This is a genomic window from Neisseria sp. RH3002v2g (genome assembly GCF_014596425.2).
Taxonomy (GTDB): Bacteria; Pseudomonadota; Gammaproteobacteria; order Burkholderiales; family Neisseriaceae; genus Neisseria.
Map to the genome: position 1 here is coordinate 1958946 of NZ_CP110721.1, position 23297 is coordinate 1982242.

Annotated in this window: 24 protein-coding genes and 1 tRNA gene; all 25 read left to right on the plus strand. The window is 45.8% G+C overall.

Annotated elements, in window-relative coordinates:
- Positions 1-21: 21 nt before the first annotated feature.
- The 25 genes from tuf (BBP27_RS09255) to rpsQ all read left to right on the plus strand — a co-directional run bounded on the left by tuf (BBP27_RS09255) (position 22) and on the right by rpsQ (position 23097).
- Positions 22-1206 (plus strand): elongation factor Tu, encoded by a 1185-nt coding sequence (gene tuf / locus BBP27_RS09255; RefSeq protein ID WP_003684779.1) that lies wholly within the window; start codon positions 22-24, stop codon positions 1204-1206.
- A gap of 6 nt (positions 1207-1212) precedes the next feature.
- Positions 1213-1288 (plus strand) — tRNA-Trp (locus BBP27_RS09260).
- Positions 1289-1421: 133 nt separating this feature from the next.
- Positions 1422-1697: a preprotein translocase subunit SecE gene (secE, locus tag BBP27_RS09265; RefSeq protein ID WP_049323750.1), complete on the plus strand. Its 276-nt coding sequence runs from the start codon at positions 1422-1424 to the stop codon at positions 1695-1697.
- A 2-nt stretch (positions 1698-1699) separates the two neighbouring features.
- A complete protein-coding gene (gene nusG, locus BBP27_RS09270) occupies positions 1700-2233 on the plus strand; it encodes a transcription termination/antitermination protein NusG (protein ID WP_003749258.1) in 534 nt (177 codons plus the stop codon).
- A gap of 105 nt (positions 2234-2338) precedes the next feature.
- Entirely contained in the window at positions 2339-2773 is a 435-nt protein-coding gene (rplK, locus tag BBP27_RS09275) for a 50S ribosomal protein L11 (RefSeq protein WP_002220151.1), read from the plus strand.
- Positions 2773-3468 (plus strand): 50S ribosomal protein L1, encoded by a 696-nt coding sequence (gene rplA, locus BBP27_RS09280; protein ID WP_188212410.1) that lies wholly within the window; start codon positions 2773-2775, stop codon positions 3466-3468. The genes rplK and rplA overlap by 1 nt, the downstream gene beginning before the upstream one ends.
- A gap of 223 nt (positions 3469-3691) precedes the next feature.
- Positions 3692-4192 carry a 50S ribosomal protein L10 gene (gene rplJ, locus BBP27_RS09285; RefSeq protein WP_003680699.1) on the plus strand — a complete coding sequence of 167 codons (501 nt, stop codon included), beginning with the start codon at positions 3692-3694 and terminating at the stop codon, positions 4190-4192.
- Between the two features lie 57 nt (positions 4193-4249).
- The gene (gene rplL / locus BBP27_RS09290) at positions 4250-4621 is read left to right on the plus strand and encodes a 50S ribosomal protein L7/L12 (RefSeq protein WP_003677916.1); all 372 of its coding nucleotides are present in this window, start codon (positions 4250-4252) and stop codon (positions 4619-4621) included.
- 189 nt (positions 4622-4810) lie between these two features.
- Entirely contained in the window at positions 4811-8989 is a 4179-nt protein-coding gene (rpoB, locus tag BBP27_RS09295) for a DNA-directed RNA polymerase subunit beta (RefSeq protein ID WP_188212409.1), read from the plus strand.
- Positions 8990-9144: 155 nt separating this feature from the next.
- The gene (gene rpoC, locus BBP27_RS09300; protein WP_188212408.1) at positions 9145-13320 is read left to right on the plus strand and encodes a DNA-directed RNA polymerase subunit beta'; all 4176 of its coding nucleotides are present in this window, start codon (positions 9145-9147) and stop codon (positions 13318-13320) included.
- A 252-nt stretch (positions 13321-13572) separates the two neighbouring features.
- Positions 13573-13944, plus strand: a complete 372-nt coding sequence (gene rpsL / locus BBP27_RS09305; protein ID WP_002218431.1) for a 30S ribosomal protein S12 — start codon at positions 13573-13575, stop codon at positions 13942-13944.
- Between the two features lie 117 nt (positions 13945-14061).
- A complete protein-coding gene (gene rpsG, locus BBP27_RS09310; protein ID WP_002240962.1) occupies positions 14062-14532 on the plus strand; it encodes a 30S ribosomal protein S7 in 471 nt (156 codons plus the stop codon).
- Positions 14533-14550: 18 nt separating this feature from the next.
- The gene (gene fusA, locus BBP27_RS09315; protein WP_188212407.1) at positions 14551-16656 is read left to right on the plus strand and encodes an elongation factor G; all 2106 of its coding nucleotides are present in this window, start codon (positions 14551-14553) and stop codon (positions 16654-16656) included.
- Positions 16657-16741: 85 nt separating this feature from the next.
- Complete coding sequence (gene tuf / locus BBP27_RS09320) at positions 16742-17926, plus strand: elongation factor Tu (RefSeq protein WP_003684779.1); 1185 nt, start codon at positions 16742-16744, stop codon at positions 17924-17926.
- 17 nt (positions 17927-17943) lie between these two features.
- Positions 17944-18255, plus strand: coding sequence for a 30S ribosomal protein S10 (gene rpsJ / locus BBP27_RS09325; protein WP_002642322.1), 312 nt, complete (start codon positions 17944-17946; stop codon positions 18253-18255).
- Between the two features lie 249 nt (positions 18256-18504).
- A complete protein-coding gene (gene rplC / locus BBP27_RS09330) occupies positions 18505-19149 on the plus strand; it encodes a 50S ribosomal protein L3 (protein ID WP_003749272.1) in 645 nt (214 codons plus the stop codon).
- Entirely contained in the window at positions 19149-19769 is a 621-nt protein-coding gene (gene rplD / locus BBP27_RS09335; protein WP_003684798.1) for a 50S ribosomal protein L4, read from the plus strand. Before rplC ends, rplD begins: the two co-directional genes overlap by 1 nt.
- On the plus strand, positions 19766-20080 hold the full coding sequence (gene rplW / locus BBP27_RS09340) for a 50S ribosomal protein L23 (RefSeq protein ID WP_188212406.1): 315 nt from the start codon (positions 19766-19768) through the stop codon (positions 20078-20080). Before rplD ends, rplW begins: the two co-directional genes overlap by 4 nt.
- A 5-nt stretch (positions 20081-20085) precedes the next feature.
- Entirely contained in the window at positions 20086-20919 is an 834-nt protein-coding gene (gene rplB, locus BBP27_RS09345; RefSeq protein WP_003684813.1) for a 50S ribosomal protein L2, read from the plus strand.
- Between the two features lie 5 nt (positions 20920-20924).
- On the plus strand, positions 20925-21203 hold the full coding sequence (gene rpsS, locus BBP27_RS09350; RefSeq protein WP_002215422.1) for a 30S ribosomal protein S19: 279 nt from the start codon (positions 20925-20927) through the stop codon (positions 21201-21203).
- An 8-nt stretch (positions 21204-21211) separates the two neighbouring features.
- Entirely contained in the window at positions 21212-21541 is a 330-nt protein-coding gene (gene rplV / locus BBP27_RS09355; RefSeq protein ID WP_003749277.1) for a 50S ribosomal protein L22, read from the plus strand.
- 9 nt (positions 21542-21550) lie between these two features.
- The gene (rpsC, locus tag BBP27_RS09360; RefSeq protein ID WP_036493507.1) at positions 21551-22243 is read left to right on the plus strand and encodes a 30S ribosomal protein S3; all 693 of its coding nucleotides are present in this window, start codon (positions 21551-21553) and stop codon (positions 22241-22243) included.
- Positions 22227-22643 carry a 50S ribosomal protein L16 gene (gene rplP / locus BBP27_RS09365; protein WP_003749279.1) on the plus strand — a complete coding sequence of 139 codons (417 nt, stop codon included), beginning with the start codon at positions 22227-22229 and terminating at the stop codon, positions 22641-22643. The genes rpsC and rplP overlap by 17 nt, the downstream gene beginning before the upstream one ends.
- Positions 22643-22834 (plus strand): 50S ribosomal protein L29, encoded by a 192-nt coding sequence (rpmC, locus tag BBP27_RS09370; protein WP_003684705.1) that lies wholly within the window; start codon positions 22643-22645, stop codon positions 22832-22834. The genes rplP and rpmC overlap by 1 nt, the downstream gene beginning before the upstream one ends.
- Complete coding sequence (rpsQ, locus tag BBP27_RS09375; RefSeq protein WP_003749281.1) at positions 22834-23097, plus strand: 30S ribosomal protein S17; 264 nt, start codon at positions 22834-22836, stop codon at positions 23095-23097. Before rpmC ends, rpsQ begins: the two co-directional genes overlap by 1 nt.
- The last annotated feature ends 200 nt before the right edge of the window (positions 23098-23297 follow it).

Genomic DNA, 23297 nt, shown 5'->3' on the forward strand with positions numbered 1-23297 from the left:
CTTAGATTATAGGATATTGCCATGGCTAAGGAAAAATTTGAACGTAGCAAACCGCACGTAAACGTTGGTACTATCGGTCACGTTGACCATGGTAAAACCACTCTGACTGCTGCATTGACTACTATTTTGGCTAAAAAATTCGGTGGCGCTGCAAAAGCTTACGACCAAATCGATAACGCTCCTGAAGAAAAAGCCCGCGGTATTACCATTAATACCTCACATGTAGAATACGAAACCGAAACCCGTCACTACGCACACGTAGACTGCCCGGGCCACGCCGACTACGTTAAAAACATGATTACCGGTGCTGCCCAAATGGACGGCGCTATCTTGGTATGTTCCGCAGCTGACGGTCCTATGCCGCAAACTCGCGAACACATCCTGTTGGCTCGTCAAGTAGGCGTACCTTACATCATCGTGTTCATGAACAAATGCGACATGGTTGACGATGCCGAGCTGTTGGAACTGGTTGAAATGGAAATCCGTGACCTGCTGTCAAGCTACGACTTCCCAGGCGACGATTGCCCAATCGTACAAGGTTCTGCATTGAAAGCTTTGGAAGGTGATGCTGCTTACGAAGAAAAAATCTTCGAACTGGCTGCTGCTTTGGACAGCTACATCCCAACACCTGAGCGTGCTGTGGACAAACCTTTCTTGTTGCCTATCGAAGACGTATTCTCTATCTCTGGCCGTGGTACAGTAGTAACCGGTCGTGTAGAGCGCGGTATCATCCACGTTGGTGACGAGATCGAAATCGTAGGTCTGAAAGAAACCCAAAAAACCACTTGTACCGGTGTTGAAATGTTCCGCAAACTGCTGGACGAAGGTCAAGCAGGTGACAACGTAGGCGTATTGCTGCGTGGTACTAAACGTGAAGACGTAGAGCGTGGTCAAGTATTGGCTAAACCGGGTACTATCACTCCTCACACCAAATTCAAAGCAGAAGTATACGTACTGAGCAAAGAAGAGGGTGGCCGTCACACTCCATTCTTCGCTAACTACCGTCCACAATTCTACTTCCGTACTACCGACGTAACTGGTGCAGTTACTTTGGAAGAAGGCGTAGAAATGGTAATGCCGGGTGAGAACGTAACCATTACTGTAGAACTGATTGCACCTATCGCTATGGAAGAAGGTCTGCGCTTTGCGATTCGCGAAGGTGGCCGTACCGTAGGTGCAGGTGTGGTTTCTTCTATCATCGCTTAAGTTTAGAGGCCAATAGCTCAATTGGTAGAGTATCGGTCTCCAAAACCGAGGGTTGGGGGTTCGAGACCCTCTTGGCCTGCCAAATAAAAAATTAACCGGCCTTGTGCCGGTTAATTTTTTTGTACTTAAGTTTTAAGATTATCTAGAATTAATTATATGGATTAATGTCGCCATCTAAAATGGATGGTAGGTGGGGCATTGATAAGTGAGTAAAGATGACAGAACATCCGTCTGGACACAAAGAAGGCCATCAGAAAAAGGAAGTAGTGGTAAGCAGTAAACCAGCTCCTGAAAAGAAAGAAGGTCTGTTTGCATATTTTAAGAGCTCTTGGACCGAGTTCAAGAAAGTGGTTTGGCCGAGTCGGGATGAGGCGGTCAAAATGACTGTATTTGTAATTATCTTTGTTGCGATTTTAGCAGCCTTCATTTATGTGGCAGATACAATTATTTCATGGTTGTTTTTTGATGTTTTATTAAATAGGAAAGGGTAAAGATGTCAAAGCGTTGGTATGTGGTGCAGGCCTATTCCGGTTTTGAAAAAAATGTCCAAAAAACATTGAAAGAGCGTATTGCTCGTGAAAACATGGAAGATTATTTCGGTCAGATTCTTGTGCCCGTCGAGGAAGTAGTAGATATCAAGAATGGTCGAAAAACCATCAGTGAGCGTAAATTCTATCCAGGCTATGTATTGGTCGAAATGGAAATGACTGATGACTCGTGGCATTTGGTTAAGAGCACTCCTCGAGTAAATGGTTTTGTAGGCGGTAGTGGAAATCGCCCGATCCCAATTTCTCAAAAAGATGCAGATGCTATTTTGCAACAAGCTAAAACAGGTGTTGAGAAGCCAAAACCAAAAGTTGAGTTTGAAGTTGGTCAGCAAGTTCGAGTAAACGAAGGCCCATTTGCTGATTTTAACGGTATTGTTGATGAAGTTAATTACGAACGTAATAGACTGCGTGTTTCAGTTCAGATTTTTGGTCGCGAAACACCAGTTGAATTAGAGTTCGGTCAGGTTGAAAAGATTTAAGTGGTTTAATTCGCTTGAAAAATTTTTTTTAAGCGGATATAATCGCGAATTCTGTTTGGGAAGCGGAATGGTTCCGCGTTATACCCGTTTTTAGGAGTCCTTTAAGTGGCAAAGAAAATTATCGGCTACATTAAACTGCAAATTCCTGCAGGTAAAGCCAATCCATCTCCCCCAGTTGGTCCAGCTTTGGGTCAACGTGGTTTGAACATCATGGAATTCTGTAAAGCATTTAATGCTGCAACCCAAGGTATGGAACCTGGTTTGCCAATTCCAGTCGTGATTACTGCATTTGCAGATAAATCATTCACATTTGTGATGAAAACTCCACCAGCTTCTATCTTGTTGAAAAAAGCTGCTGGTCTGCAAAAAGGTAGTTCTAATCCTCTGACTAACAAAGTGGGTAAATTGACCCGTGCTCAGTTGGAAGAAATTGCTAAAACTAAAGAGCCTGATTTGACTGCTGCTGACTTAGATGCGGCTGTTCGTACTATCGCAGGTTCTGCTCGCTCAATGGGCTTGGACGTGGAGGGTGTTGTATAATGGCTAAAGTATCTAAACGCTTGAAAGCTCTTCGCTCTTCTGTTGAAGCTAACAAACTGTACGCAATCGACGAAGCAATTGCTTTGGTTAAAAAAGCTGCTACCGCTAAATTTGACGAGTCTGTTGACGTATCTTTCAACTTGGGCGTTGATCCTCGTAAATCTGACCAAGTTATCCGTGGTTCAGTCGTTCTGCCTAAAGGTACCGGTAAAACAGCTCGCGTAGCTGTATTTACACAAGGTGCAAATGCAGATGCTGCTAAAGAAGCGGGTGCAGATATCGTCGGTTTTGAAGATCTGGCTGCTGAAATCAAAGCTGGTAACCTGAACTTTGACGTTGTTATTGCTTCTCCTGATGCAATGCGTATCGTTGGTCAATTGGGTACCATCTTGGGGCCTCGTGGTCTGATGCCAAACCCTAAAGTAGGTACTGTTACTCCTAACGTTGCTGAAGCAGTTAAAAATGCAAAAGCAGGTCAAGTACAATACCGTACAGATAAAGCCGGTATCGTTCATGCAACTATCGGTCGTGCTTCTTTCGCTGAAGCTGACTTGAAAGAAAACTTCAATGCGTTGCTGGATGCTATCGTTAAAGCCAAACCTGCTGCTGCTAAAGGTCAGTACCTGAAAAAAGTTGCTGTATCCAGCACTATGGGTTTGGGTGTTCGCGTTGATACTGCAAGCGTGAACAACTAAGAAATTTTCAGGTGATCCGGCTTTCTGGGTTGCCTGAATTTGGGCTACTTAAAATTAAGTAGATGTCCAAGACCGTAGGGATCGTAAGATTTAATCGTAACTGCCCTACGCAGACGGTAGTCCTGAAACACATTGCAAGATTGCTTGTAAGATGTCTTTTTAGGTTACCGCGCTGGTGGGATATCATTTCGGTATCCTGTTTATAAACAGTGGGAGGTAGACCTTGAGTCTCAATATTGAAACCAAGAAAGTGGCCGTAGAGGAAATTAGCGCAGCAATTGCTAACGCTCAAACTCTCGTAGTCGCTGAATATCGCGGTATCAGTGTTTCCAGCATGACTGAGCTTCGTGCGAATGCACGTAAAGAAGGCGTTTACTTGCGCGTTCTGAAAAATACTCTGGCTCGTCGCGCAGTAGAGGGTACTTCATTCGCAGGTTTGGCCGATCAAATGGTTGGTCCATTGGTTTACGCTGCTTCTGAAGATGCTGTTGCTGCTGCTAAAGTGCTGCACCAATTCGCGAAAAAAGATGACAAAATCATCGTTAAAGCCGGTTCTTACAATGGCGAAGTGATGAATCCTGCTCAGGTTGCTGAGTTGGCTTCTATTCCAAGCCGCGAAGAGCTGTTGTCCAAACTGTTGTTCGTTATGCAAGCTCCTGTATCAGGCTTTGCACGTGGTTTGGCTGCTTTGGCAGAGAAAAAAGCCGGCGAAGAAGCCGCTTAATCGATTTTGTTTCATTTAATCAATTATTTTTTAATACAATATTTGGAGTAAAATAGCATGGCTATTACTAAAGAAGACATTTTGGAAGCCGTTGGTTCTTTGACCGTAATGGAATTGAACGACCTGGTTAAAGCTTTTGAAGAGAAATTTGGCGTTTCTGCTGCTGCTGTTGCAGTTGCAGGTCCTGCAGGTGCTGGTGCAGCTGCTGCTGAAGAAAAAACTGAATTTGACGTAGTATTGGCTTCTGCTGGTGATCAAAAAGTTGGCGTGATTAAAGTTGTCCGCGCTATCACTGGCTTGGGTCTGAAAGAAGCTAAAGACATCGTTGACGGTGCACCTAAAACTCTGAAAGAAGGTGTTTCTAAAGCTGAAGCTGAAGACATCCAAAAACAACTGGAAGAAGCCGGCGCTAAAGTCGAAATCAAATAATTTAATGCTTCCTGTGAAGGCTGGCAGTTTTCTGCCAGCCTTATTTTGCTTCTTAAAATAAGCATCAGGCATTGTTTACATTTATTTGCATAGTCTTGATAAAACCATTGCAAATAAATGTAAATATCAGGTTGATGCATGCCGTTGTTTCAGACGGCCTATTATTTAAAATTGCTTTTCGGAGTGTATATGAGCTATTCGTTTACCGAGAAAAAACGTATCCGTAAGAGTTTTGCAAAGCGAGAGAATGTCTTGGATGTTCCTTTCCTGCTGGCAACCCAAATTGATTCTTATGCGAAATTTTTGCAGCTGGAAAACGCTTTTGACCAACGTACTGATGATGGTCTGCAAGCAGCATTCAATTCTATTTTCCCGATTGTGAGCCATAATGGTTATGCGCGATTGGAGTTTGTGCATTACACATTGGGCGAACCTTTGTTCGATATTCCTGAATGTCAATTGCGCGGTATTACTTATGCGGCTCCATTGCGTGCACGTATCCGTTTGGTGATTTTGGATAAAGAAGCATCTAAACCGACTGTAAAAGAAGTTCGTGAAAATGAAGTATATATGGGCGAAATCCCATTGATGACGCCAAGTGGCTCTTTTGTCATCAATGGTACAGAGCGTGTAATTGTTTCCCAGTTGCACCGTTCTCCAGGTGTGTTCTTTGAGCATGACCGTGGTAAAACTCATTCTTCCGGTAAGCTGTTGTTCTCTGCTCGTATTATTCCTTACCGTGGTTCATGGTTGGATTTCGAATTTGATCCAAAAGATTTGCTGTATTTCCGTATCGACCGTCGCCGTAAAATGCCGGTTACGATTTTGTTGAAAGCTTTGGGCTACAACAATGAACAAATCTTGGATATTTTCTATGACAAAGAAACTTTCTATTTGTCTTCAAACGGTGTTCAAACAGATCTGGTTGCAAGCCGTCTGAAAGGCGAAACTGCCAAAGTTGATATCTTGGATAAAGAAGGCAATGTATTGGTTGCCAAAGGTAAACGTATTACTGCGAAAAATATCCGTGATATTACCAATGCAGGCTTGACTCGACTGGATGTAGAACCAGAAAGCCTGTTGGGTAAAGCATTGGCTACTGATCTGATTGATCCGGAAACCGGCGAAGTATTGGCTTCTGCTAACGATGAAATCACAGAAGAGCTGTTGGCCAAACTTGATATTAACGGCGTAAAAGAAATTACTACCCTGTACATCAATGAATTGGATCAGGGCGGTTATATTTCCAGCACTCTGCGTACAGATGAAACAGCCGACCAACAAGCTGCGCGTGTAGCAATTTACCGCATGATGCGCCCTGGCGAACCACCTACCGAAGAAGCTGTCGAGCAGCTCTTCAACCGTTTATTCTTCAGTGAAGACAGCTATGACTTGTCTCGTGTAGGCCGTATGAAATTTAATACGCGCACATACGAGCAAAAATTGTCCGAAGCACAACAAAACTCTTGGTATGGCCGTCTATTGAATGAGACTTTGGCTGGCGCAGCTGAAAAAGGCGGTTACGTTCTGAGCGTAGAAGACATTGTAGTTTCCATTGCCACATTGGTTGAATTGCGTAATGGTCATGGCGAAGTAGATGATATTGACCACTTGGGCAACCGTCGCGTTCGTTCCGTAGGTGAGTTGACAGAAAACCAATTCCGCAGTGGTTTGGCTCGTGTGGAACGTGCCGTTAAAGAACGTTTGAATCAAGCAGAATCTGAGAACTTGATGCCGCATGACTTGATTAATGCGAAACCTGTTTCTGCTGCGATTAAAGAATTCTTCGGTTCTAGCCAATTGAGCCAGTTTATGGATCAGACCAACCCATTGTCTGAAGTAACCCATAAACGCCGTGTGTCTGCATTGGGCCCGGGTGGTTTGACCCGTGAACGTGCAGGCTTTGAGGTGCGAGACGTACATCCGACCCACTATGGCCGTGTATGTCCTATTGAAACACCTGAAGGTCCGAACATTGGTTTGATCAACTCATTGTCCGTTTATGCGCGCACCAATGATTATGGTTTCTTGGAAACTCCTTACCGCCGCGTTATCGACGGTAAAGTAACCGAGGAAATCGATTACTTGTCTGCCATCGAAGAAGGCCGCTATGTGATTGCACAGGCGAATGCTGATTTGGACAAAGACGGCAATTTGATTGGCGATTTAGTCACTTGTCGTGAAAAAGGCGAAACCATTATGGCAACGCCTGATCGTGTCCAATATATGGACGTGGCAACTGGTCAAGTGGTATCTGTAGCGGCATCTCTGATTCCATTCTTGGAGCATGATGACGCGAACCGTGCATTGATGGGTGCCAACATGCAACGTCAGGCCGTACCGTGCCTGCGCCCTGAGAAACCGATGGTTGGTACCGGTATTGAGCGTTCTGTTGCCGTTGACTCTGCTACTGCAATCGTTGCCCGCCGCGGCGGTGTGGTTGAGTATGTTGATGCCAACCGTGTTGTGATTCGTGTCCATGACGATGAGGCGACTGCCGGTGAAGTGGGTGTCGATATTTACAACTTGGTTAAATTTACCCGTTCCAACCAATCTACCAACATCAACCAACGTCCGGCTGTCAAAGCAGGCGATGTTTTGCAACGCGGCGATTTGATTGCCGATGGTGCTTCCACTGATTTGGGCGAATTGGCTCTGGGTCAAAACATGACCATCGCCTTTATGCCGTGGAACGGTTACAACTACGAAGACTCGATTCTGATTTCTGAAAAAGTGGCTGCAGACGACCGCTATACTTCGATTCACATTGAGGAATTGAACGTTGTTGCCCGTGATACCAAGCTGGGTGCGGAAGATATCACCCGCGATATTCCGAACTTGTCCGAACGTATGCAAAACCGTTTGGATGAATCCGGTATTGTTTACATCGGTGCAGAAGTGGAAGCTGGTGACGTCTTGGTAGGTAAAGTAACGCCTAAAGGCGAAACCCAACTGACTCCTGAAGAAAAACTGTTGCGCGCCATCTTCGGTGAAAAAGCGTCTGATGTAAAAGATACTTCATTGCGTATGCCTACCGGTATGAGCGGTACCGTTATCGACGTTCAAGTCTTTACCCGTGAAGGTATCCAACGCGACAAACGTGCCCAATCCATTATTGATTCCGAGCTGAAACGTTACCGTCAAGACTTGAGCGACCAGTTGCGTATTTTTGATAACGATGCATTTGACCGTATTGAGCGCATGATTGTCGGCCAAAAAGCCAACGGCGGGCCGATGAAGCTGGCTAAAGGCAGCGAGATTACTACTGAATATCTGGCAAGCCTGTCCAGCAAACATGATTGGTTCGATATCCGCCTGGCTGACGAAGATTTGGCTAAACAGTTGGAACTGATTAAATTGAGCCTGCAACAAAAACGCGAAGAAGCGGACGAGTTGTATGAGATTAAGAAGAAAAAACTGACTCAAGGCGACGAGCTGCAACCGGGCGTACAAAAAATGGTGAAAGTATTTATCGCCATCAAACGCCGTCTGCAAGCCGGTGACAAAATGGCGGGTCGCCACGGTAACAAAGGTGTGGTATCACGCATTCTGCCGGTGGAAGACATGCCTTACATGGCTGACGGACGTCCGGTAGACATCGTACTGAACCCGTTGGGCGTACCTTCCCGTATGAACATCGGTCAGATTTTGGAAGTTCACTTGGGTTGGGCGGCAAAAGGTATCGGCGAGCGTATCGACCGTATGCTGAAAGAGCAACGCAAAGCCAGCGAGTTGCGCGAGTTCTTGAACAAACTCTACAACAGCAGCGGTAAGAAAGAAGATTTAGACAGCCTGACAGATGAAGAAATCATCGAATTGGCTTCTAACTTGCGTAAAGGCGCATCTTTCGCATCCCCAGTGTTTGACGGTGCGAAAGAGTCTGAAATCCGCGAAATGTTGAACTTGGCTTATCCAAGTGACGATCCAGAAGTTGAAAAATTGGGCTTTAACGACAGCAAAACCCAAATCACGCTGTATGACGGACGCTCTGGCGAACCGTTTGACCGCAAGGTAACAGTCGGTGTGATGCACTATCTGAAACTGCACCACTTGGTTGATGAAAAAATGCATGCCCGTTCTACCGGTCCGTACAGTCTGGTTACCCAACAACCTCTGGGCGGTAAAGCCCAGTTCGGTGGCCAACGTTTCGGTGAGATGGAGGTTTGGGCGCTGGAAGCATACGGTGCAGCATACACGTTGCAAGAGATGCTGACAGTGAAGTCGGACGACGTGAACGGTCGTACCAAAATGTACGAAAACATCGTCAAAGGCGAACACAAAATCGATGCCGGTATGCCTGAATCCTTTAACGTATTGGTTAAAGAGATTCGCTCACTGGGCTTGGATATCGATTTGGAACGCTACTAAACAGAAGTTTTCAGACGGCCTTTTAAGGTCGTCTGAAAAAATGATTTCAAAATAAGAATGAAGCAATCGGCATTTAGGCCGTCTGAAATCAAAAGTACCGTTTCCAATATCGAAAATCCGCCACGCGGTAAAAATACTTCCTTCAAGGAGCAAAAATGAATTTGTTGAACTTATTTAATCCGTTGCAAACCGCCGGCATGGAAGAAGAGTTTGATGCCATCAAAATCGGTATTGCCTCTCCCGAAACCATCCGCTCATGGTCTTATGGCGAAGTTAAAAAACCTGAAACCATCAACTACCGTACGTTCAAACCAGAGCGCGACGGTTTATTCTGCGCCAAAATCTTTGGCCCAGTTAAAGACTATGAATGTTTGTGCGGTAAGTACAAACGCTTGAAATTTAAAGGCGTAACCTGTGAAAAATGTGGTGTAGAAGTTACCCTGTCCAAAGTGCGCCGCGAACGCATGGGCCATATCGAATTGGCTGCACCTGTTGCCCACATCTGGTTCTTAAAATCCCTGCCTTCCCGCCTGGGTATGGTATTGGACATGACGTTGCGTGATATCGAACGCGTATTGTACTTTGAAGCATTCGTGGTGACCGATCCCGGCATGACTCCGTTACAACGCCGTCAATTGCTGACTGAAGACGATTACTACAACAAGCTGGACGAATACGGCGACGACTTTGATGCCAAAATGGGTGCGGAAGGTATCCGCGAATTGCTGCGCACCCTGGATATTGCCGGCGAAATCGAAATCCTGCGTCAAGAGCTGGAATCTACCGGTTCTGACACCAAAATCAAAAAAATTGCCAAACGCTTGAAAGTGTTGGAAGCCTTCCATCGTTCCGGTATGAAACTGGAGTGGATGATTATGGATGTGCTGCCGGTATTGCCACCTGATTTGCGTCCGTTGGTTCCATTGGATGGCGGTCGTTTTGCCACTTCTGATTTGAACGATTTATACCGTCGCGTCATCAACCGTAACAACCGTCTGAAACGTCTGCTGGAACTGCATGCGCCTGACATCATCGTCCGCAATGAAAAACGTATGTTGCAAGAAGCGGTTGACTCGCTGTTGGATAACGGCCGTCGCGGTAAAGCCATGACTGGTGCCAACAAACGTCCGCTGAAATCGTTGGCCGACATGATTAAAGGTAAGGGCGGTCGTTTCCGTCAAAACCTGCTGGGTAAACGTGTGGACTACTCCGGTCGTTCCGTGATTACCGTAGGTCCATACCTGCGTCTGCACCAATGTGGTCTGCCGAAGAAAATGGCTTTGGAATTGTTCAAACCGTTCATTTTCCATAAATTGGAAAAACAAGGTTTGGCCTCTACCGTTAAAGCTGCGAAAAAATTGGTAGAGCAAGAAGTACCTGAAGTATGGGATATCTTGGAAGAAGTGATCCGCGAACATCCGATTATGCTGAACCGTGCGCCAACCCTGCACCGTTTGGGTATTCAAGCGTTCGAACCCATCCTGATCGAAGGTAAAGCGATTCAGTTGCATCCGTTAGTATGTGCCGCATTTAACGCCGACTTTGACGGTGACCAAATGGCCGTACACGTTCCATTGAGCTTGGAAGCACAAATGGAAGCGCGCACTTTGATGCTGGCTTCAAACAACGTATTGTCTCCAGCCAACGGCGAACCAATCATTGTACCTTCCCAAGACATCGTATTGGGTCTGTACTACATGACCCGCGACCGTATCAATGCCAAAGGCGAAGGCAGCCTGTTTGCCGATGTGAAAGAAGTACATCGTGCATACCATACCAAACAGGTTGAGTTGGGTACGAAAATTACCGTACGCCTGCGCGAATGGGTGAAAAACGAAGCAGGTGAGTTTGAACCTGTTGTTAACCGTTACGAAACAACAGTCGGCCGCGCATTGCTGAGCGAAATCCTGCCTAAAGGCCTGCCGTTTGAATACATCAACAAAGCGCTGAAGAAAAAAGAAATTTCTAAACTGATTAACGCATCGTTCCGTCTGTGCGGCCTGCGTGAAACAGTTATTTTCGCCGACCACTTGATGTATACCGGTTTCGGTTTTGCGGCTAAAGGCGGTATTTCCATTGCGGTTGACGATATGGAAATTCCGAAAGAAAAAGCAGCCTTGCTGGCTGAGGCTAATGCCGAAGTTAAAGAAATTGAAGACCAATACCGTCAAGGTTTGGTGACCAATGGCGAACGCTACAACAAAGTAGTCGATATTTGGGGTCGTGCCGGCGATAAAATCGCTAAAGCAATGATGGATAATCTGTCCAAGCAAAAAGTCATCGACCGTGACGGCAACGAAGTTGATCAAGAGTCCTTCAACTCTATTTACATGATGGCCGACTCTGGTGCCCGTGGTTCTGCGGCTCAGATTAAACAGTTGTCCGGTATGCGTGGTTTGATGGCCAAACCTGACGGCTCCATTATCGAAACGCCGATTACCTCTAACTTCCGCGAAGGTTTGACTGTATTGCAATACTTTATTGCGACCCACGGTGCGCGTAAGGGTTTGGCGGATACCGCGTTGAAAACGGCAAACTCCGGTTACCTGACCCGTCGTCTGGTAGACGTAACTCAAGACTTGGTTGTTGTTGAAGACGATTGCGGTACTTCAGACGGCTTTGTCATGAAAGCAGTAGTACAAGGCGGTGACGTAATTGAAGCGTTGCGCGATCGTATTTTAGGTCGTGTTACAGCATCAGATGTTGTTGATCCTTCAACAGGAGAAACATTGGTTGAGGCAGGTACACTGCTGACTGAGAAATTAGTCGATATCATTGACCAATCTGGTGTTGACGAGGTTAAAGTCCGTACGCCAATTACTTGTAAAACCCGTCATGGTTTGTGTGCACACTGTTATGGCCGCGACTTGGCGCGCGGTAAACTGGTTAACGCCGGTGAGGCTGTAGGTGTCATTGCTGCACAATCTATTGGCGAACCAGGTACTCAGCTGACCATGCGTACGTTCCACATCGGTGGTGCAGCATCTCGTGCGGCTGCTGCCAGCCAAGTGGAAGCCAAATCCAACGGTACAGCTCGTTTCAGCAGCCAAATGCGTTACGTTGCCAATAACAAAGGCGAATTGGTTGTCATTGGCCGCTCTTGTGAAGTCGTGATTCACGATGAAATCGGCCGTGAACGTGAACGCCACAAAGTACCTTACGGTGCAATCCTGTTGGTACAAGACGGCGAAGCCATTAAAGCCGGTCAAACTTTGGCAACTTGGGATCCGCATACCCGTCCGATGATTACCGAACATGCAGGTTTGGTGAAATTCGAAAACGTAGAAGAGGGTGTAACCGTTGCGAAACAGACCGATGATGTAACCGGTTTGTCCACTTTGGTGGTCATCGACGGCAAACGTCGCTCCTCCGGTGCTTCCAAACTGTTGCGTCCGACTGTCAAATTGTTGGATGAGAACGGTTTGGAAATCTGTATCCCAGGTACGACTACGCCGGTTTCTATGGCGTTCCCGGTCGGTGCAGTGATTACTGTCCGTGAAGGTCAGGAAGTCGGTAAGGGTGATGTGCTGGCGCGTATTCCTCAAGCGTCTTCTAAAACCCGCGATATTACCGGTGGTCTGCCACGCGTTGCTGAGTTGTTTGAAGCACGCGTGCCGAAAGATGCCGGCATGTTGGCTGAAATTACCGGTACCGTTTCCTTCGGTAAAGAAACCAAAGGTAAACAGCGTCTGATTATTACCGACGTAGACGGTGTGGCATACGAAACGCTGATTTCTAAAGAGAAACAGATTTTGGTACACGACGGTCAAGTGGTAAACCGCGGTGAAACCATCGTGGACGGTGCCGTAGATCCGCATGACATTCTGCGTCTGCAAGGTATCGAAGCATTGGCTCGCTACATTGTTCAAGAGGTACAAGAGGTTTACCGCCTGCAAGGTGTGAAGATTTCCGATAAACACATCGAAGTCATCATCCGTCAAATGCTGCGCCGTGTGAACATTGTGGATGCTGGTGATACAGAGTTTATTACCGGTGAACAAGTTGAGCGTAGCGATGTGATGCTTGCCAATGAGAAAGCCATCGCTGAAGGCAAAGAGCCGGCACGTTATGAAAATGTGTTGTTGGGTATTACCAAAGCTTCCTTGTCTACCGACAGCTTCATTTCTGCGGCATCGTTCCAAGAAACAACCCGCGTCTTGACCGAGGCCGCTATTATGGGCAAACAAGACGAGCTGCGCGGTTTGAAAGAGAACGTGATTGTCGGTCGATTGATTCCTGCCGGTACAGGTTTGACCTACCACCGTAGCCGTCACCAGCAATGGCATCAAGCCGATCAAGAAGCTTCTGAAATCGAAGCCTCAGACGAATAATCCGGAAGGACTTTCGTGAAAATAAAACCGCAAGCCAGTCTTGCGGTTTTATTTTATAAGAGGGCTTAGATAGGGTAGAGAGCGAGGCCGTCTGAATCTTTCAGACGGCCACTGTTTCCAAAATTTAAAGATAAATAGAAAAACACTAAACTTTATCAGTCATTTGCTTGACTAAACCCTTGCAATAAAAATATAATTCCAATCTTGTCGACATGGTGTCGGCAAGTATTTAACTCAACAGGACGAGAAAATATGCCAACTATTAACCAATTGGTACGCAAAGGCCGTCAAAAGCCCGTGTACGTAAACAAAGTGCCTGCACTGGAAGCTTGCCCGCAAAAACGCGGCGTATGTACCCGTGTATACACAACTACCCCTAAAAAACCTAACTCTGCATTGCGTAAAGTATGTAAAGTTCGCCTGACCAACGGTTTTGAAGTCATTTCATACATTGGTGGTGAAGGCCATAACCTGCAAGAGCACAGCGTCGTATTGATCCGCGGCGGTCGTGTAAAAGACTTGCCAGGTGTACGTTACCACACTGTACGCGGTTCTTTGGATACTGCAGGTGTTAAAGACCGTAAACAAGCCCGTTCTAAATACGGTGCTAAGCGTCCTAAATAAGTATCGGGACTCAAATAGGCACGTCGGCCGCCTAAGCTGAACAACGGCCGAGTAAGTGAATACTTGATTGGGTATTCATGGGAATAAACCCAACTGAATAGACTAAAGGAAATTAAAATGCCAAGACGTAGAGAAGTCCCTAAGCGCGACGTACTGCCAGATCCAAAATTCGGCAGCGTTGAGCTGACTAAATTCATGAACGTATTGATGATTGACGGTAAAAAATCTGTTGCAGAGCGTATCGTTTACGGTGCGCTGGAGCAAATTGAGAAAAAAACCGGCAAAGTAGCAATCGAAGTATTTAACGAAGCCATTGCAAACGCCAAACCTATCGTGGAAGTGAAAAGCCGCCGTGTAGGTGGTGCAAACTACCAAGTTCCTGTTGAAGTTCGTCCTTCACGCCGTCTGGCTCTTGCAATGCGCTGGGTTCGCGATGCGGCCCGTAAACGTGGTGAGAAATCCATGGACCTGCGTTTGGCAGGCGAATTGATTGATGCTGCTGAAGGTCGTGGCGGTGCGTTGAAAAAACGTGAAGAAGTACATCGCATGGCTGAAGCTAACAAAGCATTCTCTCACTTCCGTTTCTAATATCGAAAGGCTAACAAAATGGCTCGTAAGACCCCTATCAGCCTGTATCGCAATATCGGTATTTCTGCCCATATTGACGCGGGTAAAACAACCACAACAGAACGTATTTTGTTCTATACAGGTTTGACTCATAAATTGGGCGAAGTGCATGACGGCGCGGCTACTACCGACTACATGGAACAAGAGCAAGAGCGTGGTATTACCATTACTTCTGCTGCTGTGACTTCTTATTGGTCCGGTATGGCGAAACAGTTCCCTGAGCACCGTTTTAACATCATCGACACCCCGGGACACGTTGACTTCACCGTAGAGGTAGAGCGTTCTATGCGTGTATTGGACGGCGCAGTAATGGTTTACTGTGCAGTAGGCGGTGTTCAACCTCAATCTGAAACCGTATGGCGTCAAGCTAACAAATACCAAGTACCTCGCTTGGCATTTGTAAACAAAATGGACCGTCAAGGTGCCAACTTCTTCCGCGTTGTTGAGCAAATGAAAACTCGTTTGCGCGCAAACCCTGTACCTATCGTGATTCCGGTTGGTGCGGAAGACAGCTTCAGCGGTGTTGTTGACCTGTTGAAAATGAAATCCATCATTTGGAATGAAGCCGATAAAGGTACAACCTTTACCTATGGCGAAATTCCTGCTGAATTGGTTGAGACTGCCGAAGAATGGCGTCAAAACATGATTGAAGCCGCAGCAGAGGCCAGCGAAGAATTGATGGACAAATACTTGGGCGGTGATGAGCTGACTGAAGAAGAAATCGTAGGCGCATTGCGTCAACGTACTTTGGCCGGCGAAATTCAACCAATGTTGTGCGGTTCAGCATTTAAAAACAAAGGTGTTCAACGTATGTTGGACGCAGTTGTAGAATTGCTGCCTGCTCCTACCGACATTCCTCCAGTTCAAGGTGTTAACCCTAACACTGAAGAAGCTGACAGCCGTCAAGCCAGTGATGAAGAGAAATTCTCTGCATTGGCGTTCAAAATGTTGAACGACAAATATGTTGGTCAGCTGACTTTCATCCGAGTTTACTCTGGTGTGGTGAAATCCGGTGATACCGTATTGAACTCTGTAAAAGGCACTCGCGAACGTATCGGTCGCTTGGTGCAAATGACTGCTGCAGACCGTACTGAAATTGAAGAAGTACGCGCTGGCGACATCGCAGCCGCTATCGGTCTGAAAGACGTTACTACTGGTGAAACCTTGTGTGCAGAAAGTGCACCAATCATCTTGGAACGCATGGAATTCCCTGAGCCGGTAATTCACATTGCCGTTGAGCCGAAAACCAAAGCCGACCAGGAGAAAATGGGTATTGCCCTGAACCGTCTGGCGAAAGAAGACCCTTCTTTCCGCGTTCGTACAGACGAAGAATCCGGTCAAACCATTATTTCCGGTATGGGTGAGCTGCACTTGGAAATTATTGTTGACCGTATGAAACGCGAATTCGGCGTGGAAGCAAATATCGGTGCACCTCAAGTAGCTTACCGTGAAACCATCCGCAAAGAAGTTGAAGCTGAATACAAACACGCCAAACAATCTGGTGGTAAAGGTCAATACGGTCACGTTGTGATCAAAATGGAACCTATGGAACCAGGTGGTGCAGGCTACGAATTTATCGACGAAATTAAAGGTGGTGTGATTCCTCGCGAATTTATTCCGTCTGTCGATAAAGGTATTCGCGATACTTTGCCTAACGGTATCGTTGCCGGTTACCCAGTAGTTGATGTACGTGTGCGTCTGATCTTCGGTTCTTCACACGACGTTGACTCCTCTCAACTGGCCTTCGAATTAGCTGCGTCTCAAGCTTTCAAAGAAGGTATGCGTAAAGCCAATCCAGCTCTGCTGGAACCAATCATGGCAGTTGAGGTGGAAACACCTGAAGAATACATGGGTGACGTAATGGGTGACTTGAATCGTCGCCGTGGTGTTGTATTGGGTATGGATGATGATGGTATCGGCGGTAAGAAAGTTCGTGCCGAAGTACCTCTGGCAGAAATGTTCGGTTACTCAACCGACCTGCGTTCTGCAACCCAAGGCCGTGCTACTTACTCCATGGAGTTCAAAAAATACGCTGAAGCTCCTGCTCACGTAGCTGCTGCTGTAACTGAAGCCCGTAAAGGCTAATCAGAAAAGGCCGTCTGAAACTGAAAATAAATTTTCAGACGGCCATTGTTCTTTAATCGATCTTTATATGTAAAGGAATTAGCTCATGGCTAAGGAAAAATTTGAACGTAGCAAACCGCACGTAAACGTTGGTACTATCGGTCACGTTGACCATGGTAAAACCACTCTGACTGCTGCATTGACTACTATTTTGGCTAAAAAATTCGGTGGCGCTGCAAAAGCTTACGACCAAATCGATAACGCTCCTGAAGAAAAAGCCCGCGGTATTACCATTAATACCTCACACGTAGAATACGAAACCGAAACCCGTCACTACGCACACGTAGACTGCCCGGGCCACGCCGACTACGTTAAAAACATGATTACCGGTGCTGCCCAAATGGACGGCGCTATCTTGGTATGTTCCGCAGCTGACGGTCCTATGCCGCAAACTCGCGAACACATCCTGTTGGCTCGTCAAGTAGGCGTACCTTACATCATCGTGTTCATGAACAAATGCGACATGGTTGACGATGCCGAGCTGTTGGAACTGGTTGAAATGGAAATCCGTGACCTGCTGTCAAGCTACGACTTCCCAGGCGACGATTGCCCAATCGTACAAGGTTCTGCATTGAAAGCTTTGGAAGGTGATGCTGCTTACGAAGAAAAAATCTTCGAACTGGCTGCTGCTTTGGACAGCTACATCCCAACACCTGAGCGTGCTGTGGACAAACCTTTCTTGTTGCCTATCGAAGACGTATTCTCTATCTCTGGCCGTGGTACAGTAGTAACCGGTCGTGTAGAGCGCGGTATCATCCACGTTGGTGACGAGATCGAAATCGTAGGTCTGAAAGAAACCCAAAAAACCACTTGTACCGGTGTTGAAATGTTCCGCAAACTGCTGGACGAAGGTCAAGCAGGTGACAACGTAGGCGTATTGCTGCGTGGTACTAAACGTGAAGACGTAGAGCGTGGTCAAGTATTGGCTAAACCGGGTACTATCACTCCTCACACCAAATTCAAAGCAGAAGTATACGTACTGAGCAAAGAAGAGGGTGGCCGTCACACTCCATTCTTCGCTAACTACCGTCCACAATTCTACTTCCGTACTACCGACGTAACTGGTGCAGTTACTTTGGAAGAAGGCGTAGAAATGGTAATGCCGGGTGAGAACGTAACCATTACTGTAGAACTGATTGCACCTATCGCTATGGAAGAAGGTCTGCGCTTTGCGATTCGCGAAGGTGGCCGTACCGTAGGTGCAGGTGTGGTTTCTTCTATCATCGCTTAATTGAGGGATATTGATAAATGGCAAACCAAAAAATCCGTATCCGCCTAAAAGCTTATGACTACAGTCTGATTGACCGTTCTGCGCAAGAAATCGTTGAAACTGCTAAACGCACTGGTGCCGTTGTTAAAGGTCCGATCCCTTTGCCAACTAAAATTGAACGTTTCAACATTTTGCGTTCTCCTCACGTGAACAAAACTTCTCGTGAACAATTGGAAATCCGCACCCACTTGCGTCTGATGGACATTGTGGACTGGACTGATAAAACTACTGATGCACTGATGAAACTGGATCTTCCAGCAGGTGTAGATGTAGAAATTAAAGTTCAATAAGAACTGGAAAACCGAACAGCTTAGCTGTTCGGTTTTTTATAAAATTCTTAGGCCGTCTGAAAATTTCTGATATTTTGTAGTATTCGTCAGAAAAAAAGAGGGGCTTAAGAAGTTAAATTGAAATTTTTGTTGATATTTCTTTGAGTTGTCAATTATAATGGCGGACTTGGTACATCCGTATCAAGTTTAACTTTGTCTGAAAGGCAGGCCAATCGTAGCCCGCCCCTTTACTTAAAAAGGAAAATAATCATGACTTTAGGTCTGGTTGGACGCAAAGTTGGTATGACTCGCGTGTTCGACGAACAGGGTGTTTCTGTTCCGGTAACTGTTTTGGATATGTCTGCCAACCGCGTTACACAAGTAAAATCCAAAGATACTGACGGCTACACTGCTGTACAAGTTACCTTTGGTCAGAAAAAAGCTAATCGTGTCAACAAAGCTGAAGCTGGTCACTTTGCGAAAGCAGGTGTTGAAGCCGGTCGTGGTTTGGTTGAATTTGCTTTGACTGAAGAGAAGCTGGCTGAATTGAAAGCCGGTGATGAAATTACTGTTTCCATGTTTGAAGTTGGTCAATTAGTGGATGTAACCGGCACCTCTAAAGGTAAAGGTTTCTCTGGTACGATCAAACGTCACAACTTCGGTGCTCAACGCACTTCCCACGGTAACTCCCGTTCACACCGTGTTCCTGGTTCTATCGGTATGGCACAAGACCCTGGTCGAGTGTTCCCCGGTAAACGTATGGCAGGTCAATACGGTAACACTAAAGCAACTGTTCAAAAATTGGAAGTTGTACGTGTTGATGCTGAACGCCAACTCTTGTTGGTTAAAGGTGCTGTTCCGGGTTCGGTTAACAGCGACGTCGTGGTTCGTCCTAGCGTGAAAGTAGGTGCGTAATGGAATTGAAAGTAATTGACGCTAAAGGACAAGTATCTGGCAGCTTGGCTGTTTCTGATGCTTTGTTTGCTCGCGAATACAATGAAGCTCTGGTTCACCAACTGGTTACTGCTTACTTGGCAAATGCCCGTTCTGGCAACCGTGCTCAAAAAACTCGTGCCGAAGTAAATCACTCTACTAAAAAACCATGGCGCCAAAAAGGTACCGGCCGTGCTCGTTCCGGTATGACTTCTTCTCCGCTGTGGCGTAAAGGTGGTCGTGCATTCCCAAACAAACCTGACGAAAACTTTACTCAAAAAGTGAACCGTAAAATGTACCGTGCCGGTATGGCGACTATTTTGTCCCAATTGGCTCGTGACGAACGTTTGTTTGCAATCGAAGCATTGACTGCTGAAACTCCTAAAACTAAAGTTTTTGCCGAACAAGTGAAAAACTTGGGTTTGGAGCAAGTTCTGTTTGTAACTAAACAGCTCGACGAGAATGTTTACTTGGCTTCACGCAACTTGCCTAACGTATTGGTTTTGGAAGCCCAACAAGTTGATCCTTACAGCTTGCTGCGTTACAAAAAAGTCGTTATCACTAAAGATGCAGTTGCACAATTAGAGGAGCAATGGGTATGAATCAACAACGTTTGACTCAAGTAATCTTGGCACCTATCGTTTCTGAAAAAAGCAACGTATTGGCTGAAAAACGTAACCAAATGACGTTTAAAGTTTTGGCAAATGCAACCAAATCTGAAATTAAAGCAGCAGTTGAGTTGCTGTTCGGTGTTCAAGTTGCAGACGTTACTACTGTTACCATTAGAGGTAAAATTAAACGTTTTGGTCGCACTTTAGGTCGTCGCAGCGATGTTAAAAAGGCTTACGTAAGCCTGGCTGCCGGTCAAGAGTTGGATTTGGAAGCCGCTGCTGCAGCTGCAGATAAGGAATAAACAAAATGGCAATCGTTAAAATGAAGCCGACCTCTGCAGGCCGTCGCGGCATGGTTCGCGTGGTAACAGAAGGTTTGCACAAAGGTGCACCTTATGCACCTCTGTTGGAAAAGAAAAATTCTACTGCCGGTCGTAACAACAATGGTCATATCACTACCCGCCATAAAGGTGGTGGTCATAAACACCATTACCGTGTTGTAGATTTTAAACGTAACAAAGACGGTATCCCTGCAAAAGTAGAGCGTATCGAGTATGACCCTAACCGTACTGCATTTATCGCATTGTTGTGCTATGCAGATGGTGAGCGTCGCTACATCATTGCTCCTCGTGGTATTCAAGCCGGCGCAGTATTGGTTTCCGGTGCTGAAGCTGCTATCAAAGTAGGTAACACTCTGCCGATTCGCAATATTCCAGTTGGTACAACTATTCACTGTATCGAAATGAAACCAGGTAAAGGTGCACAAATTGCCCGTTCAGCTGGTGCTTCTGCGGTATTGCTTGCAAAAGAAGGTGCTTATGCTCAAGTTCGTTTGCGTTCTGGTGAAGTGCGCAAAATTAGTGTAAATTGCCGTGCAACTATCGGTGAGGTTGGTAACGAAGAACAAAGCCTGAAAAAAATTGGCAAAGCTGGTGCTAACCGCTGGCGTGGTATTCGTCCGACCGTTCGTGGTGTTGTCATGAACCCTGTCGATCACCCACATGGTGGTGGTGAAGGCCGTACTGGTGAAGCTCGCGAACCGGTTAGCCCATGGGGTACTCCTGCTAAGGGCTACCGCACTCGTAATAACAAACGCACGGATAACATGATTGTTCGTCGTCGTTACTCAAATAAAGGTTAATTAGTATGGCTCGTTCATTAAAAAAAGGCCCATATGTAGACCTGCATTTGCTGAAAAAAGTAGATGCTGCTCGTGCAAGCAACGACAAACGCCCAATTAAAACTTGGTCACGTCGTTCTACCATTTTGCCTGATTTCATTGGTCTGACTATCGCTGTACACAACGGTCGCACTCACGTGCCTGTGTTTATCAGTGACAACATGGTTGGTCATAAATTAGGTGAGTTCTCATTGACCCGTACCTTTAAAGGCCACTTGGCCGATAAAAAGGCTAAAAAGAAATAAGGTGAATCATGAGAGTAAGTGCACAACATAAAAATGCCCGTATTTCAGCTCAAAAGGCTCGCTTGGTAGCTGATTTGATTCGTGGTAAAGACGTTGCCCAAGCTTTGAATATCTTGGCATTCAGCCCTAAAAAAGGTGCTGAGCTGATTAAAAAAGTATTGGAATCAGCAATCGCCAATGCCGAGCACAACAATGGTGCTGACATTGACGAACTGAAAGTGGTAACTATCTTTGTTGACAAAGGCCCAAGCTTGAAACGTTTCCAAGCTCGTGCCAAAGGTCGCGGTAACCGCATCGAGAAACAAACTTGTCATATTAATGTGACAGTGGGCAACTAAGGAAAAGCTATGGGACAAAAGATTAACCCTACAGGCTTTCGCCTGGCGGTAACTAAAGACTGGGCTTCAAAATGGTTTGCTAAAAGCACAGACTTTTCAACCGTTTTGAAACAAGATATTGATGTTCGTAATTACTTGCGCAAAAAATTGGCAAATGCTTCAGTTGGTCGCGTAGTAATCGAACGTCCTGCTAAATCTGCACGTATTACCATTCACTCTGCTCGTCCAGGTGTGGTTATTGGTAAAAAAGGCGAGGATATCGAAATCTTGAAACGTGACTTGCAAGCCCTGATGGGTGTGCCTGTTCATGTAAATATTGAAGAGATCCGTCGTCCTGAATTGGATGCACAAATCATTGCTGATGGTATTGCCCAGCAACTTGAAAAACGTGTTCAATTCCGACGCGCCATGAAACGTGCAATGCAAAATGCAATGCGTTCTGGTGCTAAAGGCATCAAGATCATGACTTCAGGCCGTCTGAATGGTGCAGATATTGCTCGTAGCGAATGGTACCGTGAAGGTCGTGTGCCTTTGCATACTTTGCGTGCGAATGTAGATTATGCAACTAGCGAAGCGCACACTACTTACGGTGTACTGGGTCTGAAAGTTTGGGTTTATACAGAAGGTAATATTAAATCTGCTAAACCTGAGCATGAGAAGAAACAAAGAAAGGCAGGTGGACGTAATGCTGCAGCCAACTAGACTGAAATATCGCAAGCAACAAAAAGGTCGTAACACCGGTATTGCTACTCGCGGTAACAAAGTAAGTTTCGGTGAGTTCGGTTTGAAAGCCGTAGGTCGTGGTCGTTTGACTGCCCGCCAAATCGAAGCTGCTCGTCGTACCATGACTCGTCATATCAAACGTGGCGGTCGTATTTGGATTCGTGTATTCCCTGATAAACCAATTACTGAGAAACCTATCCAAGTTCGTATGGGTGGCGGTAAAGGTAATGTGGAATATTACATTGCTGAAATTAAACCAGGCAAAGTATTGTACGAAATGGACGGTGTTCCTGAGTCTTTGGCTCGTGAAGCATTTGAATTGGCCGCTGCCAAATTGCCTATTCCTACAACCTTTGTGGTAAGACAGGTGGGTCAATAATGAAAGCAAATGAATTGAAAGACAAATCTATTGAGCAATTAAACTCTGATTTGTTGGACTTGTTGAAAGCTCAGTTTGGCTTGCGCATGCAAAATGCAACCGGTCAGTTGGGTAAATCTAGCGAGTTGAAACGTGTACGTCGCGATATTGCTCGTATTAAAACCATTTTAACTGAAAAAGGTGCTAAGTAATGAGCGAAGCTAAAAATGTTCGTACTTTGCAAGGCAAAGTGGTAAGCGACAAAATGGACAAAACTGTTACAGTATTGGTTGAGCGTAAAGTTAAACACCCTCTGTACGGTAAAATCATTCGTTTATCAACTAAAATCCATGCACATGATGAAAGCAATCAATATGGCATCGGTGACGTAGTGGTAATCGAGGAATCTCGTCCTTTGTCAAAAACCAAGTCTTGGGTTGTCAAAGAATTGGTTGAGAAAGCACGTACTGTTTGATTTAAAATACAGTAATGCAGCTTAATAAGAAACGAAGTCTTGCAGCAAAATTAATTTGCGTGTAAACTTCGTTTCTTATCTTCCAGCTTCTTATGGAAGTTTCTCTCCCTTCGGGATCCAAGACTGGTTTACTAGAACCGTGATGGTTTCATTTAATAAGCAGCTTAAAGTAAGGTGCGAGTTATATGAAAGTGGTAAAT